This window comes from Paenibacillus xylanexedens, assembly GCF_007676705.1.
Lineage (GTDB): Bacteria > Bacillota > Bacilli > Paenibacillales > Paenibacillaceae > Paenibacillus > Paenibacillus xylanexedens_C.
In genome coordinates this window covers 106,148-122,317 of record NZ_VEBF01000010.1, presented here as the reverse complement: position 1 = coordinate 122,317, position 16,170 = coordinate 106,148, and the positions used below count along the sequence as shown (strand labels likewise).

Sequence of the window (16,170 nt, the reverse complement as noted above, 5' to 3'; positions counted from 1 at the left end):
GTGGTTCACAACCCTAACGGAGCATGGAGTATCCAAGGTCTTATCGTCTTGACCCAGGCGTATCCTTCAATTATAGTTGGTACGTAGGACTTAAACTATTTTAGATAGATAAAGGTGGCTTGCAGCATGTCTGAGAAAATCTACGTTGGGGTCGATCTCGGCGGAACAGCAATCAAGGTCGGTATATGCGATGAACAAGGTCAGCTAATGCATACGTATGAAGGACCGACTGAAGTGGATAAGGGCGTAGACACGGTCATCGCCAACATCGAGAAGTATGTCCGACATATCGTAGCCGAATCACCTTACAGTTGGGAACAGCTTGAGGGTGTAGGTGCTGGAGTGGCCGGTTTCACGAATGTACGTGAGGGAATTATCGTTCATGCCCCTAACATCGGATTTCGGAATGTGGCCATTCGTTCGATTCTGGAAGAACGTCTGGGCAAGCCAATCAAAATAGATAACGATGCCAATGTAGCTGCACTGGGTGAAGTATGGGCAGGTGCCGGCAAAGGCGTAGATAATTGCGTATGTTATACACTCGGTACGGGTGTTGGCGGAGGCTTGATCCTGAATGGCAACATCTATCAGGGATTCTCGGGTATGGCGGGAGAACTGGGTCATATCAGTGTTGTACCTGATCTGGAGGCCATCAAGTGCGGATGTGGTAAAATGGGATGTGTTGAAACGGTATCGTCTGCAACAGGAATTATCCGTATGGCGAAGGATGCAGTAGAACGTGGTGATCATACGTCACTGGCACTCGTCGACAAGATTGCAGCCAAGGAAGTATTCGATGCTGCGAAGGCAGGCGATGAAGTGGCACAGCGCATCGTAAACCGTGCGGCCTTCTACCTGGGCAAGTCCATGGCTACTGTAGCGGCTGTCATTAACCCGGAGATGTTCATCATCGGTGGTGGCGTATCCAAAGCAGGTAATTTCTTGTTCGATGAAATCCGTACCGTATTTGCTAAGTTGACACCGGAGCCACTGCAAGAAGGGGTTCAGATTCTGGAAGCTACACTTGGTAATAATGCAGGTATTGTGGGTGCAGCAGGTCTTCTCTTGCGTTCCTAGTAACCTCGTAACAATATATGAAGACAGCAATATGATAAGGAGGGGACATTTATGCTTGAAGGTGAAGGCTCACCAGGCACAGGCGCCACGCTCATTATCATTACGGGCATGTCCGGAGCAGGTAAAACGATTGCAGTACAGAGCCTGGAGGATCTGGGTTTCTTCTGTGTGGATAATCTGCCGCCGGTATTGATTCCAAAATTTGCGGAACTGATTGAACAGTCAAATGGCAAGATTGGTAAAGTTGCATTGGTTATCGATCTGCGCGGGCGTGAATTCTTTACAGCTCTGTCCGAGTCTTTGAACTATATTAAAGATCATTTTACCATTCATTGCGAAATTTTATTCCTGGATGCTACAGATTCTGTACTTGTTCAGCGTTACAAAGAAAGCAGGCGCAGACATCCGCTGGCTCCTGAGGGCATGCCGCTGGACGGCATCCGGCTGGAGCGCAAGATGTTGGAGGAACTCAAAAACTCTGCAACTCAGGTACTGAATACAAGTACGATGAAGCCTGCTCAACTGAAAGAGCGCATCATATCTCGCTTTTCTCATCTGGAAAGCCAAATGCTGTCGGTGAATATTACGTCGTTCGGATTCAAGTATGGCATTCCAATCGATGCCGATCTGGTGTTTGATGTACGTTTTTTACCGAATCCGCATTATATTGATCATTTGCGTCCGAATACGGGGCAGAATAGTGATGTGTATGAATATGTCATGAAATGGCCGGAGACACAGGCGTTTCTGACGAAACTGCTGGATATGCTGCATTTCCTGATTCCGCAATACCGGAAGGAAGGCAAAAGCCAGGTTATTATTGGAATCGGCTGTACCGGAGGCAAGCATCGTTCGGTAGCAATATCGGAATATTTGGGCAAGATGTTGGGAAGCAGCGAGACTGAAGCTGTCACCGTGAGCCATCGCGACGCTGACCGGGACCGTCATTGAAGAGGGTGAAGGGATGAAAGAGGCCGGACCACGAAGAGAACGTCCGAGAATAGTTGTAATGGGCGGCGGAACCGGATTATCCGTGATGTTGCGCGGTTTGAAAGAGAAGCCGCTGGATATCACGGCCATCGTCACAGTTGCAGATGATGGTGGAAGTTCAGGCATCCTGCGCAATGAGCTACAAATGCCGCCTCCGGGCGACATTCGCAACGTGCTTACGGCACTGGCTGATGTAGAACCATTGCTTTCAGATATGTTAAAGTACCGTTTTAATACAGGCGCGGGGCTTGCAGGCCACAGCTTGGGGAATTTGATTTTGGCTGCAATGACGGATATTTCGGGCGACTTCGTGACCGCGGTGCGGGAACTTAGCCGCGTGTTTGCCGTTCGAGGTGAGGTATTACCAGCTGCTGGTCAGGCCGTTGTGTTGCATGCTGAGATGGAAGATGGGACAATTATTACAGGTGAGTCCAAGATCCCTGAAGCAGGCGGACGCATCAAGCGCGTTTTCCTTGAACCGGATCACGTGGAGCCGTTGCCAGAGGCGGTAGAGGCCATTCGTCAAGCTGACGCGATTCTAATCGGGCCTGGTAGCCTATATACCAGCATCCTTCCCAATCTACTCGTACCGAAGCTGGCTGAGGCTGTGGTAGAGGCTGATGCGGTGAAGATGTTTATCTGTAATGTCATGACACAGCCGGGAGAAACAGATAACTATACAGTAAGTGACCACCTTAAGGCGGTACACGAGCATATAGGTCATCAGCTCTTCGACTATGTTATCGTAAATAATGGTGATATTCCGCTGCAAGTACAGAATAAGTATGCGGAAAAAGGAGCGAAACCGGTTGTACTGGATATGAATGTACTCGAAAGTGCTGGCTATCAGGTGGTTGCAGATACGCTTGTTCTGTTCAAAACCTATCTGCGTCATGATGCCGACAAGCTAAGTCATCACATCTACCAACTGGTACAAAATTGGATGTTACGGAAGAGGTGAAGTCCCATGTCGTTTGCAGCACAGACCAAAAAAGAGTTAACCATGATCGAGAGCGAACCGTGCTGCGAAAAGGCGGAACTTTCAGCCCTCATCCGTATGCTTGGTGCGGTGCAGTTATCGAATAAAAAAGTCATCTTGGATATTTCGACGGAGAATGCCGCCATTGCAAGACGGGCATACTCTCTGCTTAAAAAGCATTTTCAAGTGCATACGGAATTACTGGTCCGCAAAAAAATGCGGCTGAAAAAGAACAATGTATATATTGTTCGTATTCCAACCATGGTACAAGAGATTCTCAATAGTCTTCATATTGTATCTGAAGGCTTTCTGTTTACACCAGGGATCAATGCAGAGTTGTTTCAGCAAAACTGTTGTAAAAGGGCCTATCTTCGCGGTGCATTTCTGGCAGGTGGATCGGTTAATAATCCGGAAGGTTCTTCCTACCATCTGGAGATTGCGTCCATGTATGAGGAACACTGTCAGGCACTGGTTGATCTGGCCAATGAATTTCATCTGAATGCCCGGTGTATAGAAAGGAAAAAAGGATTCATCCTATACATTAAGGAAGGCGAGAAAATCATTGAGCTGCTCAGCATCATTGGTGCTCATCAGGCCTTGTTCAAGTTTGAAGACGTACGAATCATGCGAGACATGCGTAACTCCGTTAACCGGATTGTCAATTGCGAGACCGCTAACTTGAATAAGACAATCGGAGCGGCGGTAAGACAAATTGATAATATCCGGTTGTTGCAAAAGGAAGTTGGTCTGGAATCGTTGCCTGAGAAGCTTCGTGAAGTTGCGGAGGTTCGACTGGCGCATCCGGATATCAACCTGAAGGAAGTGGGAGAACTCCTGAAAGGTACAGTCAGCAAGTCGGGTGTAAACCACCGGCTTCGTAAAATTGATGAACTGGCTGAAAAAGTACGAGCAGAACGGTATGGTTAAGGTTAATACGTAGTAGGGTAAATTAACAAGGTCGTTTGATGTTATGGAACAAACCGTCGGTTTAGTTAGCTGTTAAGGAGCGAGAAGAGTTACTCAGGTAACTTGGTGCGATGTACAAAAGGCAAAATGGGGCATGATTATGCCCTCCAAAGTTGCCTGAGTTTTTTCTTCTAGTGTCCTGCACGGGTTAATGTTATAATGTTGTATAAATATAATTGTGTATTTAATGTCTAGATTTCATAATAGGGGGTAAGTTTCCATGACAAAGCACCCGGTAGTTGTCCGTTTGAAAACGGGTCTCCATGCCAGACCTGCGGCACTTTTCGTTCAAGAAGCGAATAAGTACTCATCTGAAGTGTTCGTCGAGAAGGACGACAAAAAAGTTAATGCAAAAAGTATCATGGGGATCATGAGCCTTGCGATTAGCACAGGTACGGAAATCCATATTAGTGCAGAAGGCGCGGATGCCGAACAGGCTGTAAACGCTTTAGTTAGTCTGGTAAGCAAGGAAGAGCTTGAAAACCAATAAGACTATGCTTGAATTCAATGAAGAAGTCCCGAAAGGGGCTTTTTTGCGTTTTTACCGTTTTTACGATCGTCAAGTGCAACATTATGGAATTTGTCCCGTCTGTTAAGGTATCAAATTGCTTAACGTTTGAGATGTTAACACATAAGGAGGCTATCGTGATGGGTAAACAATGGATGAAACCGTTCGGTGCGGTGCTGGTGGCAAGTACGTTGCTTGTTGGAGGAACAGCATGGGTTACACCAAGTAACTATGCTTACGCTGCAGAGGTTCAGGGTGTACAACAGAATGTAATTAATGTGGTGGGTAAAGGTGAGATTCAGGTTAAACCTGATATCGCTTATCTGTCCATTGGTGTGAACAGTACTGCGGAGACAGCTGCATCTGCCCAAAAAGCCAATGCTGCTAAAGTTTCCAAAGTAACCAATCTGCTCAAGAATACGTGGAAGATCAGTACAGACGACATTCAAACCAGTCAATTCTCTGTACAACCCAATTACACGTATAGCGAAAAAGAAGGACAACAAGTAAAAGGATACACAGCGCATCATACGCTGACGATCACATATCGTGAAATGGACAAAATCGGCGAGTTGCTCGATGCTGCTTCGGGGGCAGGTGCTAATAACATTGAGAACGTGCGCTTCACTGTAGAAAATCCGGAAAGTTATGAGTCCCAAGTGATTGAGAAAGCTGTTGCCAATGCAGATGTGAAAGCTGGCGCCATTGCAAAAGCAGTTAAACGTCAACTGGGTGCTGTTCTTTCCGTGAGCCAAGGCGATGCCAATGTGCCTGTATTCTATGCAAGCGAGGCGTTGATGTCCAAAGCACAAGATACAGCAGGTGGCACGGAGATTGAAACAGGCCAAGTTAAAGTAAGCACGATCCTGAATATTACGTATGAAATGAAATAAACAAGATCGAACTAAGATTGTAAGCTCAAGTAACCTTTTCAAGTGTCATTTGAAGGGTACAACGAATAATGACAAAGACTTTGTCCTGTGGACAGAGTCTTTTTTTGTTGGAAAAGCAAACTTTGATGAAGTTAGATAGGAGGGTACCTTTTAGAAGCTACACAAAATGCTGTATTTTGGTATCTTTTTTGTACAGTTGTTCGTGACAAAAAGGTCATATCCCGTTCTATTTTCCGGCTGATATCCATCAAGATTGTAACTGGAGCTGTAAACCTTTCTGAAATCGGGTTAATTATAATAGAGAGGTGAGCGTATGAGATATACGAACAGGTCAAGATTACATACGCAATGATCCCTAATTGTGAATTCAGAGAGGAGTTTTATATATGACATCATGGAAAAAATGGACAAGTGCGCTGCTTGCAGCAGGAATTATTGTAGGAAGCGGTGCGGTGTGGCAGGATAGTTCAGTTCAAGCGGCTTCTGTATCCTCGAAAGTGACAACCCCGGCTGAGGTGACTCTGAAATCGGGTGGGAAAACACTGACTCAAAAAGGACTCCTTCAAGGTGGTTCAACCTGGGTATCTCTTACGGCAGTCAAAGATGTAGCAGGTGGAACGCTGAAATATGATGCGAAGACCAAAGAATATGCTCTGACAGCAGCCAATAACACCATGACAATTAGTCTTATGGATGGTCAACCAAGTGTCAGAATAAACAACTATTATCCTCAAGTGGACGCCAAGCTGATCAACGGCAGATTGTATATTCCATTCTCAGCAATGAGAGATTATCTGGGTGTACAGGGGAATTGGGATGGCAAAACCAAAACGTTGACGCTCAGCAAGGTGAAACAAAATAGTGTGAAAGTTAAAGCGGCGACAGTCAATGTCACAGTGAAAAATGCTGAAGTGGATGTTCAATATCCGCAGGTGAGTGGCCTTGCTAGCAAAGAGGCTGAAGCAGCGATCAACAAAGTGTTGAAAGACGAAGTAGATGCATATGTAGCCCACTTCAAGAAACAGACATCTGAGTTTGGTGGAGCGACAGCCGACCGTCCATATGCATTTGAAAGCTCTTATGTGGTGACCTACAATGAAAGAGGCGTACTGGGACTCATTACACAACGATACGAGGATTATGCTGGCGCTCATGGTATGACATACCGTACAGGCCACACCTTTGCACTGGACACAGGCAAGGAGCTTACGTTAGATGATGTGCTGCAAAATAACAAAACCATACGCGAGACATTGAGTAAAAAAGTGGGCGAACAACTGAAAGCTCGCGGTGGCTACCTCGAAGGTTACAAAGGGTTAAACAAAGATCAAGATTTCTATGTGACACCGACGGGTGTAGTTGTGTTCTTCCAGTTGTATGAATATACGGCATACGCAGAGGGATTCCCCGAAATGCCATTTACGTATAAAGAACTTCTTCCTAAAGGTACAGAACCTTTCAGTGACGTAACGGGAAGCAAGTAAGCGATCATTATTGTGCACTCTTGTGTTATCTTTCTTATAAAGTGAAAAAAGAAGCCCTCGTCATGAATATGACGAGGGCTTCTTTGCGTATGAGCAACACATTTAGGTGTTGATTAGTACGTTAAATGTTGATTGCGTTAACGCAGACCGTGGTCTACTAGCAATTAGATGCCTTGTGAACCTACCTTTTCGAGAACCTTATCAATGATACCATATTCTGCCGCTTCAGCAGCACTCATGAAGTAGTCACGATCTGTATCTTTCTCGATCCGCTCTAGTGGTTGACCAGAACGTTCAGCAATGATGCGGTTCAATGTATCACGCATTTTCAGGATACGGCGAGCACGGATTTCGATGTCCGACGCTTGACCTTGAGCACCACCAAGAGGTTGGTGAATCATGACTTCGCTGTTAGGCAACGCAAAACGTTTACCTTTTGCACCGGCATTCAACAAGAATGCACCCATGGAAGCCGCCATACCTACACAGATGGTAGATACATCCGGTTTGATGAATTGCATTGTATCGTAAATGGCCATACCAGCTGTAATCGATCCGCCTGGGCTGTTGATGTATAAGTGAATGTCTTTCTCCGGATCTTCCGCAGCTAGGAACAACATCTGTGCCATGATGGCATTCGCCACAACGTCATTAACATCGCTACCAAGGAAAATAATACGATCCTTCAGCAATCTGGAGTAGATGTCGTAGGCGCGCTCACCCCTGTTGCTCTGTTCAACGACCATAGGAATAAAACTCACGTGAAAAACCTCCTCGGAAATGTAAATGTTATTGGTGTTTCTACTTAAACTGTTACCGTATTACCCACATAATAAACAATTCCAAACAAAAAGTCAAAGAAAGTCAAACTAACTTACAAAAAAAAGAAACCTTTCCGGTTTCATTGGTTAAAAGGGTTATGAGCTGTTAAATAAAAATGGCGCGCCCGCCAAGAATCGAACTTGGATCTCAGGCTTCGGAGGCCTACGTCATATCCATTGGACCACGGGCGCACATTATGTGACAGCAATAATGATTATAGCTCATGAAAAATGTAATTGCAAGCAGTTCATTGTGGATGTGGTTTGGATTAGCCTAAAAATGATCATGATGAAGAAGAGTGGATAAAGAGTGTATTTAAGTAAATGCTATTAGAGGTTTTGGACATGCCGTATAAAATGTAATTCTGAGCGATATGTAGATGAGAAAAATGTATTCCTTCTATATATGGTATACGTGTGGCAGTCCTTGATCATGGAAGTCTAGGATTGTGAAAATAGGCGCGTACAAACGCTTGGAAGCGTGTCGAAATAACATGTTGAAACACTTGCATGTCACGTCAGTTTTAGGTAGAATAGACGTGGGACTTAAAAAGTTAACCCGGGACGTTTTAGGGCCACGAAAGAGAGCTTGGAACGAGAACTTGCGGGAGTGGAAAGCATGCGAACGATTTTAGAAGTACAAAAGCAGCTTCTGCCTGATCTCATGGATATCTTGAAAAAGAGGTATACGATTCTGCAACAGATCATGTTATCGGATGTGATCGGACGGAGAACGTTAGCTAATTCCATGCAGATGACCGAGCGGGTTCTGAGGGCTGAGACCGATCTGTTAAAGGCTCAGGGACTTATTGAAATTGACAGCGCAGGAATGAAGATCAGCGAGGCAGGGTATGATTTGCTGCAGCAGTTAGAGCCCGTAGCCAAAGAGTTGTTCGGATTATCCGAGCTGGAAGAGCGCATCAAGCAAGCCTACGGTCTGCAAAAGGTAGTTGTGGTTCCTGGTGATTCGGACGTATCTCCGTTTGCCAAAAGGGAACTGGGCAGAGCCGGAGCGAAGGCTCTCGGCAATATCATGAGTGACAACGACGTTGTCGCCGTTACTGGCGGATCAACAACGGCCGAAGTCGCAGAGCAACTTAATCCACCAACATCGCTCAAAGGTGTCTGGTTCGTACCGGCACGCGGTGGACTGGGAGAAAGCCTTGAAATTCAGGCGAATACGATCGCATCCACAATGGCAAAACGGGTAGGAGCGCAATACAAACTCCTGCATGTACCGGATTTGCTTAGTGATCATGCCTACGAATCATTGATCCAGGACCCCAGTGTTCAGGAGATTCTACAGCTGATCAGGCAATCACGGATTGTTATTCATGGAATTGGTGATGCCGTGGAGATGGCAACGAGACGCAAACTTGCAACGGAGATTATAGATGAACTTCAGGAGCAAGGGGCCGTATCTGAATCTTTCGGTTATTACTTTAATGATCAGGGTGAAGTGGTACATACCATGCTTACACTGGGTATGCGACTTCAGGATATTGAACGAACCGATGTCGTGATCGGAATTGCAGGTGGCAAAAGCAAAGCTGCTGCGATACACTCCGTGTTGCGATTTGGTCAGGAAGATATTCTGATTATTGATGAGGCTGCTGCCGAAGTCATCGTTGCCGAAATGGAATAAGAGTTTACTTTTCACCACAACCATTGTTGTCTTGACGGACTTTACCGTCTGTCTTGAATATATAAGTTTCATAAAAAAAATTAATCAAAACTTGGGAGGAACTTACTCATGATTAAAGTAGGTATTAACGGTTTTGGACGTATTGGACGCTTGGCATTCCGCCGTATTCAAAATGTAGCAGGCATCGAGGTAGTAGCAATCAACGACTTGACTGACGCTAAAATGCTGGCTCATTTGCTCAAATATGATACAACTCAAGGTCGCTTCGATGGCGATGTTGAAGTACACGATGGCTTCTTCAAAGTGAACGGCAAAGAAGTTAAAGTATTGGCTAACCGTAACCCGGAAGAACTTCCTTGGGGCGACCTGGGCGTAGATATCGTTCTGGAATGTACTGGTTTCTTCACAACAAAAGAAGCAGCTGAGAAACACTTGAAAGGTGGAGCTAAGAAAGTTGTTATCTCCGCACCAGCTACTGGCGACATGAAAACCATCGTTTACAACGTAAACCATGAAATCCTCGACGGTACTGAAACTGTAATCTCCGGCGCATCTTGCACAACGAACTGCCTGGCACCTATGGCAAAAACGCTGCAAGACAAATTCGGAATCGTTCAAGGTTTGATGACTACAATTCACGCTTACACTGGCGACCAAAACACGTTGGATGCTCCACACCCTAAAGGTGACTTCCGTCGTGCTCGCGCAGCAGCTGAAAACATCATCCCTAACACAACTGGTGCTGCTAAAGCAATCGGTCTGGTAATCCCAGAACTGCAAGGCATCCTTGATGGTGCAGCTCAACGTGTACCAGTAGCTACTGGTTCCCTGACTGAGCTCGTAACTGTTCTGAACAAAAAAGTAACAGCTGAAGAAGTTAACGCAGCAATGCAAGAAGCTTCCGATCCAGAAACTTTCGGATACACTGAAGACGAAATCGTATCTTCCGATATCCAAGGAATCACTTTCGGTTCCCTGTTTGATGCAACTCAAACTAAAGTTCTGACTGTTGGCGACCAACAATTGGTTAAAACTGTAGCTTGGTATGACAACGAAATGTCCTACACTGCTCAACTGGTTCGCACTTTGGAGCACTTTGCAAAAATGATTAAGTAATATCTGCAATAACATAGAGCGGAAACAGATGCTATTGTTTCCGCTCTTTATATATCTACATTTTGCAAATTTCTCAAAAACACCAGGATTGACAGGGGATTCTAGCTCTTGATTGGTCCACCAAATACATGGGTGCGGAGGAAATACAGATGAACAAAAAAAGTGTACGCGATATCGAATTGACAGGAAAACGGGCTTTTGTCCGTGTAGATTTCAATGTGCCGCTCGAAGATGGTAAAATTACAGATGACAAACGTATTCGTGCAACGCTTCCTACAATCAACTTCTTGATTGAAAAAGGCGCTAAAGTCATTTTGGCAAGCCACATGGGTCGTCCTAACGGCGAAGTGGTTGAATCCTTGCGTTTGACTCCAGCAGCTGAGCGTTTGTCTGAATTGCTTGGTAAAACAGTTGTTAAAGCTGACGATTCCGTTGGTGACGCTGTTAAAGCTCAAATCGCTGAACTGAACAACGGCGACGTATTGTTGCTTGAAAACGTTCGTTTCCACGCAGGCGAAGAGAAAAACGATTCGGAACTCGCAAAACAATTTGCTGAACTGGCTGATGTTTTCGTTAACGATGCGTTTGGCGCGGCTCACAGAGCACACGCTTCGACTGAAGGAATCGCTCACTTGCTTCCAGCAGTGTCCGGTTTGTTGATGGAGAAAGAACTTGAAGTGTTGGGTAAAGCAATCTCCAACCCTGAGCGTCCTTTCACAGCCATCATTGGTGGATCCAAAGTTAAGGACAAAATCGATGTAATCGACAACCTGCTGAACATTGCAGACAACGTGATCATCGGTGGCGGTCTGACTTACACGTTCTTCAAAGCACAAGGACATGAAATTGGACAATCCTTGCTGGATGATTCCAAACTTGATGTTGCTCTCGGTTTCATCGAAAAAGCGAAAAAACTGGGCAAAAACTTCTACCTGCCGGTAGATATCGTTGTGTCTGACGATTTTAGTGCGAAAGCAAACACACAAATCGTTGACATCGATGGCATCCCAGCAGATTGGGAAGGCATCGACATCGGTCCTAAAACACGTGAGATCTATGCTGATGTAATCAAAAACTCCAAATTGGTTGTATGGAACGGACCAATGGGCGTATTTGAAATCGAGCCATTCTCCCACGGTACTCGTGCAGTAGCAGAAGCTTGCGCAGAGACAGAAGCTTACACTGTAATTGGTGGCGGCGACTCCGCAGCAGCAGCAGAGAAGTTCAAATTGGCTGACAAAATGAACCACATCTCTACAGGTGGCGGTGCATCGCTCGAGTTCATGGAAGGTAAAGTACTTCCAGGCGTAGTGGCATTGAACGACAAGTAAGTTTTAGTAGTCTATAGCATGAAGGAGTTGAAACCCATGAGAACACCGATTATCGCAGGTAACTGGAAAATGTTCAAAACCGTTTCCGAATCCAATGACTTCATTCAGGAAGTTAAAGGAAAAGCGGAAGTTGAAGGCGTGGAGACTGTAATCTGCGCACCGTTTACAAATCTGCCATCCCTGGTAGAAGCCGTTAAAGGCACAAACATCAAAATTGGTGCACAAAATCTTCATTTTGAAGACAACGGTGCATTCACAGGTGAAATCAGCGGTGTAATGCTGAAAGACCTGGGTTTGGATTACGTCATTATTGGTCACTCGGAGCGCCGTCAATATTTTGCGGAAACCGATGAGACTGTCAATAAAAAGTTGCATGCAGCATTCCGTCACGGATTGACTCCAATCTTCTGTCTTGGTGAGACGCTTGAAGAGCGTGAAGCGAACCAAACAAAAGACGTATGCAAAGTGCAAACGGTAGCTGCTTTTGAAGGTCTGTCCGCAGAGCAAGCGGCACAAGTCGTTATCGCTTATGAGCCAATCTGGGCGATTGGCACAGGCAAATCCTCAACTTCCCAAGATGCGAATGAAGTTATTGCTTACATCCGTACGCTGGTGAAGGATCTGTACAACGAGACGGTTGCGAGTGCAGTTCGTATTCAATACGGCGGCAGTGTTAAACCAGAGAACGTAACAGAATACCTCGGACAAAGCGACATCGACGGCGCACTTGTTGGCGGTGCCAGCTTGCAGCCGGCTTCGTTCATCGCGCTTGTTGAGGGGGCGAAGTAAGATGACAGCTCCAAAACCTGTAGCATTGATCATCATGGATGGCTTTGGTCTGCGTAACACGGTGGAAGGCAACGCGGTAGCGCAAGCCAAGAAACCTAACTATGACCGTTTCATGAGCCAATTCCCACATACAACGCTCACTGCTTGCGGTGAGGCTGTAGGTTTGCCAGAAGGGCAAATGGGAAATTCCGAGGTAGGTCACCTGAACATTGGTGCCGGCCGGATCGTATACCAGGATTTGACCCGTATCTCCAAATCCATTCGTGACGGTGAGTTCTACGACAATGAAACACTTGTCAAAGCTGTTCGCGAAGCGAAACAAAGCGGTAAAAAACTTCATCTCTACGGTTTGTTGTCCGATGGCGGCGTACATAGTCACATCGACCACCTGTTTGCTATGCTGGATCTGGCCAAAAAAGAAGAAATGAACGATGTATATATTCATGCCTTCATGGATGGCCGTGATGTTATGCCAGACAGTGGTAGAGACTTCATGCAGAAGCTGATCGCCAAGATTGAAGAAGTTGGTGTAGGGAAAATCGCAACGGTTCAAGGTCGCTATTACGCGATGGACCGTGACAAACGTTGGGAACGGGTTGAGAAATCATACCGCGCCATCGTTTATGGAGATGGACCGAAATACACTGACCCACTCAAAGCGGTTGAAGAATCGTATGAGAAATCCGTATTTGATGAATTCGTTGAACCAACGGTTATCGTCAAAGCGGATGGTGAGCCGGTAGGTTTGGTGGAAAGCGGCGATTCCGTCATCTTCCTCAACTTCCGCCCTGACCGTGCGATCCAGTTGTCGCAAGTATTCACGAACCAAGATTTCCGCGGTTTCGATCGTGGTCCGAAGTTCCCTGTGGGCTTGCACTTTGTTTGCTTGACTTTGTTCAGCGAGACGGTTGAAGGTTATGTGGCTTATTCGCCGAAGAACCTCGACAATACGTTGGGTGAAGTTCTGGTACAGAACAACAAAAAACAACTGCGTATTGCAGAAACTGAGAAATACCCGCACGTTACCTTCTTCTTCAGCGGCGGTCGTGATGTGGAGCTTCCGGGCGAAACTCGCGTACTGATTAACTCACCAAAAGTTGCAACGTATGACCTGCAGCCGGAGATGAGCGCGTATGAAGTGGCTGATGCATGTGTTCGCGAGATTGAAGCAGACAAACATGATGCCATCATTCTGAACTTTGCTAACCCTGATATGGTTGGACACTCCGGCATGCTGGAGCCTACCATCAAAGCGGTTGAAGTAACAGATGAGTGCATGGGTCGTGTTGTAGATGCAGTACTTGCCAAAGGCGGCGTTGTACTGATCACGGCGGATCATGGTAACGCGGATATGGTGTTCGATGAGCAAGGACGTCCGTTCACAGCTCATACAACGAACCCAGTTCCATTCATCGTTACCGATGCAAATGTAACCCTGCGTGAAGGCGGAATCTTGGCGGATATCGCGCCAACGATCCTTGACCTGATGCAATTGCCTAAACCTGCTGAGATGACAGGTACATCCGTCATCGCTACCCGTAAATAAATTACGCAGCAACATATATAAATTGGACGGTTTGGCGTTTGCACATTGAACGAAGGCAACAGAAATAGTCTGAAGAAGCAACGCGTTCGCCTTTATCACATGATTTCAACTTATGAAAATAAGTTCAAAGGAATCAGGGGATAACAGCGATCGGAAGACGATTCTGTTGACGTAGTGAAATAAGGGCAAACACAAGTTGGTCCAAAATTAAATCCCAACTATAAAGGAGATTATCAAAAATGACTATTATTTCTGACGTGTACGCTCGCGAAGTCCTCGACTCCCGCGGTAACCCTACAGTAGAAGTTGAAGTATACCTGGAGTCCGGCGCAATCGGACGCGCAATCGTTCCATCCGGTGCATCCACTGGTGCCCACGAAGCAGTTGAGCTTCGCGATGGTGACAAATCCCGTTACCTCGGTAAAGGCGTTCTGCAAGCTGTTAAAAACGTAAACGAAACAATCGCTCCAGAAGTTATCGGTATGGATGCATTGGATCAACTGGGTATCGACAAATTGATGATCACTTTGGATGGTACGCCAAACAAAGGTAAACTGGGTGCTAACGCAATCCTGGCTGTATCCATGGCAGTAGCTCGCGCAGCTGCTGACGCTCTGGACCTGCCATTGTACGTTTACCTGGGCGGATTCAACGCTAAAGCATTGCCAGTTCCAATGATGAACATCATCAACGGTGGTGAGCATGCTGACAACAACATCGACGTTCAAGAGTTCATGGTTCTTCCAGTTGGAGCACCAAGCTTCAAAGAAGCTCTTCGCGTAGGTGCAGAGATCTTCCACAACTTGAAATCCGTATTGAGCTCAAAAGGATTGAACACAGCTGTAGGTGACGAAGGTGGTTTCGCACCGAACCTTGGTTCGAACGAAGAAGCAATCACTACAATCATCGAAGCAATTGAAAAAGCAGGTTACAAACCAGGTGTTGACGTATTCCTGGGTATGGACGTTGCTTCCACTGAGTTCTATAAAGATGGTAAGTACACACTTGCTGGCGAAGGTAAATCTTACACTTCCGCTGAGTATGTTGACCTTCTGGCTTCATGGGTTGAGAAATACCCAATCATCACAATCGAAGACGGTATGTCCGAAGATGACTGGGATGGTTGGAAATTGCTCACTGAGAAATTGGGAGACAAAGTACAACTCGTTGGTGATGACCTGTTCGTAACAAACACTGAGCGTCTGGGCAGAGGTATCGACGAAGGTATCGGTAACTCCATCTTGATCAAAGTTAACCAAATCGGTACATTGACTGAAACATTTGATGCAATCGAAATGGCTAAACGCGCAGGATACACAGCTGTAATCTCCCACCGTTCCGGTGAGTCCGAAGACAGCACAATCGCTGACATCGCTGTTGCAACTAACGCTGGTCAAATCAAAACGGGTGCTCCTTCCCGTACAGACCGTATCGCGAAGTACAACCAATTGCTCCGCATTGAGGATCAACTGGGTGAACTGGCTCAATACAATGGTCTTAAAGGGTTCTACAACCTTAAAAAATAAGCTGGATATCCAGCTTTTACGGGCAAGCCGGGTAACCGGCTTGTCTTTTTTATTAAAACACAGTAATGCTATACCGTATGGATCGGGTAGATGGTGAAATTTAGGGAATTGCTTGAACTGCAATACTTGTATCACAACAATAGCTATGTTACAATTAAAGTAACTGTTTTTATGGTGAGATGTTATGCCCACATGGGTAGGAGGTGGAAAGAATGGATATTGCTTTGAAACTGCTGCTCGTTGTCTTCTCGATCGGTCTAATCACTGTAGTATTGCTGCAGCACGGGAAAAGCGCTGGTTTGGCGGGTGCCATCTCCGGTGGTGCGGAACATCTTTTCGGTAAAACGAAAGCGCGCGGATTGGATCTCTTCCTGCAACGTGCAACGGTGGTACTGGGTGCAGGATTTATGATTTTGTCTATTATTGTTACGGTTGTTTCCAAATAAGAATTGGATCAGCACGGCAATGAATAGCTTTTAAGCTAATGGCTTAATTGATA

At 45.9% G+C, this 16,170-nt stretch carries 15 protein-coding genes and 1 tRNA gene; 14 read left to right on the top strand and 2 right to left on the bottom strand.

What is annotated here, in order from left to right:
• The first annotated feature begins 126 nt into the window (after window positions 1-126).
• The 7 genes from FS628_RS28285 to FS628_RS28255 all read left to right on the top strand — a co-directional run bounded on the left by FS628_RS28285 (window position 127) and on the right by FS628_RS28255 (window position 6,897).
• Complete coding sequence (locus FS628_RS28285; RefSeq protein ID WP_062837749.1) at window positions 127-1,077, top strand: ROK family glucokinase; 951 nt, start codon at window positions 127-129, stop codon at window positions 1,075-1,077.
• 51 nt (window positions 1,078-1,128) lie between these two features.
• Window positions 1,129-2,028, top strand: a complete 900-nt coding sequence (gene rapZ / locus FS628_RS28280; protein WP_017691251.1) for an RNase adapter RapZ — start codon at window positions 1,129-1,131, stop codon at window positions 2,026-2,028.
• A 13-nt stretch (window positions 2,029-2,041) separates the two neighbouring features.
• Entirely contained in the window at window positions 2,042-3,028 is a 987-nt protein-coding gene (locus FS628_RS28275) for a gluconeogenesis factor YvcK family protein (protein ID WP_017691250.1), read from the top strand.
• 6 nt (window positions 3,029-3,034) lie between these two features.
• Window positions 3,035-3,973, top strand: coding sequence for a DNA-binding protein WhiA (gene whiA, locus FS628_RS28270; protein ID WP_145326393.1), 939 nt, complete (start codon window positions 3,035-3,037; stop codon window positions 3,971-3,973).
• 259 nt (window positions 3,974-4,232) lie between these two features.
• Complete coding sequence (locus FS628_RS28265) at window positions 4,233-4,502, top strand: HPr family phosphocarrier protein (protein WP_056695263.1); 270 nt, start codon at window positions 4,233-4,235, stop codon at window positions 4,500-4,502.
• Between the two features lie 158 nt (window positions 4,503-4,660).
• On the top strand, window positions 4,661-5,413 hold the full coding sequence (locus FS628_RS28260; RefSeq protein ID WP_145326392.1) for an SIMPL domain-containing protein: 753 nt from the start codon (window positions 4,661-4,663) through the stop codon (window positions 5,411-5,413).
• A 386-nt stretch (window positions 5,414-5,799) separates the two neighbouring features.
• Window positions 5,800-6,897 (top strand): stalk domain-containing protein, encoded by a 1,098-nt coding sequence (locus FS628_RS28255; protein WP_145326391.1) that lies wholly within the window; start codon window positions 5,800-5,802, stop codon window positions 6,895-6,897.
• A gap of 164 nt (window positions 6,898-7,061) precedes the next feature.
• Here FS628_RS28255 and clpP read toward each other — a convergent pair whose 3' ends face one another.
• Both clpP and FS628_RS28245 read right to left on the bottom strand, forming a co-directional pair.
• On the bottom strand, window positions 7,062-7,658 hold the full coding sequence (gene clpP / locus FS628_RS28250; protein WP_145326390.1) for an ATP-dependent Clp endopeptidase proteolytic subunit ClpP: 597 nt from the start codon (window positions 7,656-7,658) through the stop codon (window positions 7,062-7,064).
• 177 nt (window positions 7,659-7,835) lie between these two features.
• Window positions 7,836-7,910: transfer RNA gene (locus FS628_RS28245), tRNA-Arg, on the bottom strand.
• A 427-nt stretch (window positions 7,911-8,337) separates the two neighbouring features.
• On the opposite strand from FS628_RS28245, the gene FS628_RS28240 reads away from it, so the two are divergent.
• From FS628_RS28240 to secG, 7 genes are all read left to right on the top strand, one after another.
• Window positions 8,338-9,363, top strand: a complete 1,026-nt coding sequence (locus tag FS628_RS28240) for a sugar-binding transcriptional regulator (RefSeq protein ID WP_145326389.1) — start codon at window positions 8,338-8,340, stop codon at window positions 9,361-9,363.
• Window positions 9,364-9,471: 108 nt separating this feature from the next.
• Window positions 9,472-10,479: a type I glyceraldehyde-3-phosphate dehydrogenase gene (gene gap, locus FS628_RS28235; protein ID WP_017691243.1), complete on the top strand. Its 1,008-nt coding sequence runs from the start codon at window positions 9,472-9,474 to the stop codon at window positions 10,477-10,479.
• Window positions 10,480-10,628: 149 nt separating this feature from the next.
• Window positions 10,629-11,810, top strand: a complete 1,182-nt coding sequence (locus tag FS628_RS28230) for a phosphoglycerate kinase (protein ID WP_076216887.1) — start codon at window positions 10,629-10,631, stop codon at window positions 11,808-11,810.
• A 36-nt stretch (window positions 11,811-11,846) separates the two neighbouring features.
• On the top strand, window positions 11,847-12,599 hold the full coding sequence (gene tpiA, locus FS628_RS28225; protein WP_145326388.1) for a triose-phosphate isomerase: 753 nt from the start codon (window positions 11,847-11,849) through the stop codon (window positions 12,597-12,599).
• 1 nt (window position 12,600) lies between these two features.
• Complete coding sequence (gpmI, locus tag FS628_RS28220; RefSeq protein WP_145326387.1) at window positions 12,601-14,145, top strand: 2,3-bisphosphoglycerate-independent phosphoglycerate mutase; 1,545 nt, start codon at window positions 12,601-12,603, stop codon at window positions 14,143-14,145.
• A gap of 239 nt (window positions 14,146-14,384) precedes the next feature.
• Entirely contained in the window at window positions 14,385-15,671 is a 1,287-nt protein-coding gene (gene eno, locus FS628_RS28215) for a phosphopyruvate hydratase (RefSeq protein ID WP_062837741.1), read from the top strand.
• A gap of 212 nt (window positions 15,672-15,883) precedes the next feature.
• A complete protein-coding gene (secG, locus tag FS628_RS28210; protein ID WP_062837740.1) occupies window positions 15,884-16,117 on the top strand; it encodes a preprotein translocase subunit SecG in 234 nt (77 codons plus the stop codon).
• The last annotated feature ends 53 nt before the right edge of the window (window positions 16,118-16,170 follow it).

What these genes read in the sequence shown, in the direction of transcription:
- tpiA (WP_145326388.1), top strand. Translation starts at nt 11,847, where the DNA reads ATGAGAACACCGATTATCGCAGGTAACTGGAAAATGTTCAAAACCGTT.
- FS628_RS28265 (WP_056695263.1), top strand. Translation starts at nt 4,233, where the DNA reads ATGACAAAGCACCCGGTAGTTGTCCGTTTGAAAACGGGTCTCCATGCC.
- gpmI (WP_145326387.1), top strand. Translation starts at nt 12,601, where the DNA reads ATGACAGCTCCAAAACCTGTAGCATTGATCATCATGGATGGCTTTGGT.
- FS628_RS28285 (WP_062837749.1), top strand. Translation starts at nt 127, where the DNA reads ATGTCTGAGAAAATCTACGTTGGGGTCGATCTCGGCGGAACAGCAATC.
- gap (WP_017691243.1), top strand. Translation starts at nt 9,472, where the DNA reads ATGATTAAAGTAGGTATTAACGGTTTTGGACGTATTGGACGCTTGGCA.
- FS628_RS28255 (WP_145326391.1), top strand. Translation starts at nt 5,800, where the DNA reads ATGACATCATGGAAAAAATGGACAAGTGCGCTGCTTGCAGCAGGAATT.
- FS628_RS28275 (WP_017691250.1), top strand. Translation starts at nt 2,042, where the DNA reads ATGAAAGAGGCCGGACCACGAAGAGAACGTCCGAGAATAGTTGTAATG.
- secG (WP_062837740.1), top strand. Translation starts at nt 15,884, where the DNA reads ATGGATATTGCTTTGAAACTGCTGCTCGTTGTCTTCTCGATCGGTCTA.
- whiA (WP_145326393.1), top strand. Translation starts at nt 3,035, where the DNA reads ATGTCGTTTGCAGCACAGACCAAAAAAGAGTTAACCATGATCGAGAGC.
- FS628_RS28260 (WP_145326392.1), top strand. Translation starts at nt 4,661, where the DNA reads ATGGGTAAACAATGGATGAAACCGTTCGGTGCGGTGCTGGTGGCAAGT.
- FS628_RS28230 (WP_076216887.1), top strand. Translation starts at nt 10,629, where the DNA reads ATGAACAAAAAAAGTGTACGCGATATCGAATTGACAGGAAAACGGGCT.
- rapZ (WP_017691251.1), top strand. Translation starts at nt 1,129, where the DNA reads ATGCTTGAAGGTGAAGGCTCACCAGGCACAGGCGCCACGCTCATTATC.
- eno (WP_062837741.1), top strand. Translation starts at nt 14,385, where the DNA reads ATGACTATTATTTCTGACGTGTACGCTCGCGAAGTCCTCGACTCCCGC.
- FS628_RS28240 (WP_145326389.1), top strand. Translation starts at nt 8,338, where the DNA reads ATGCGAACGATTTTAGAAGTACAAAAGCAGCTTCTGCCTGATCTCATG.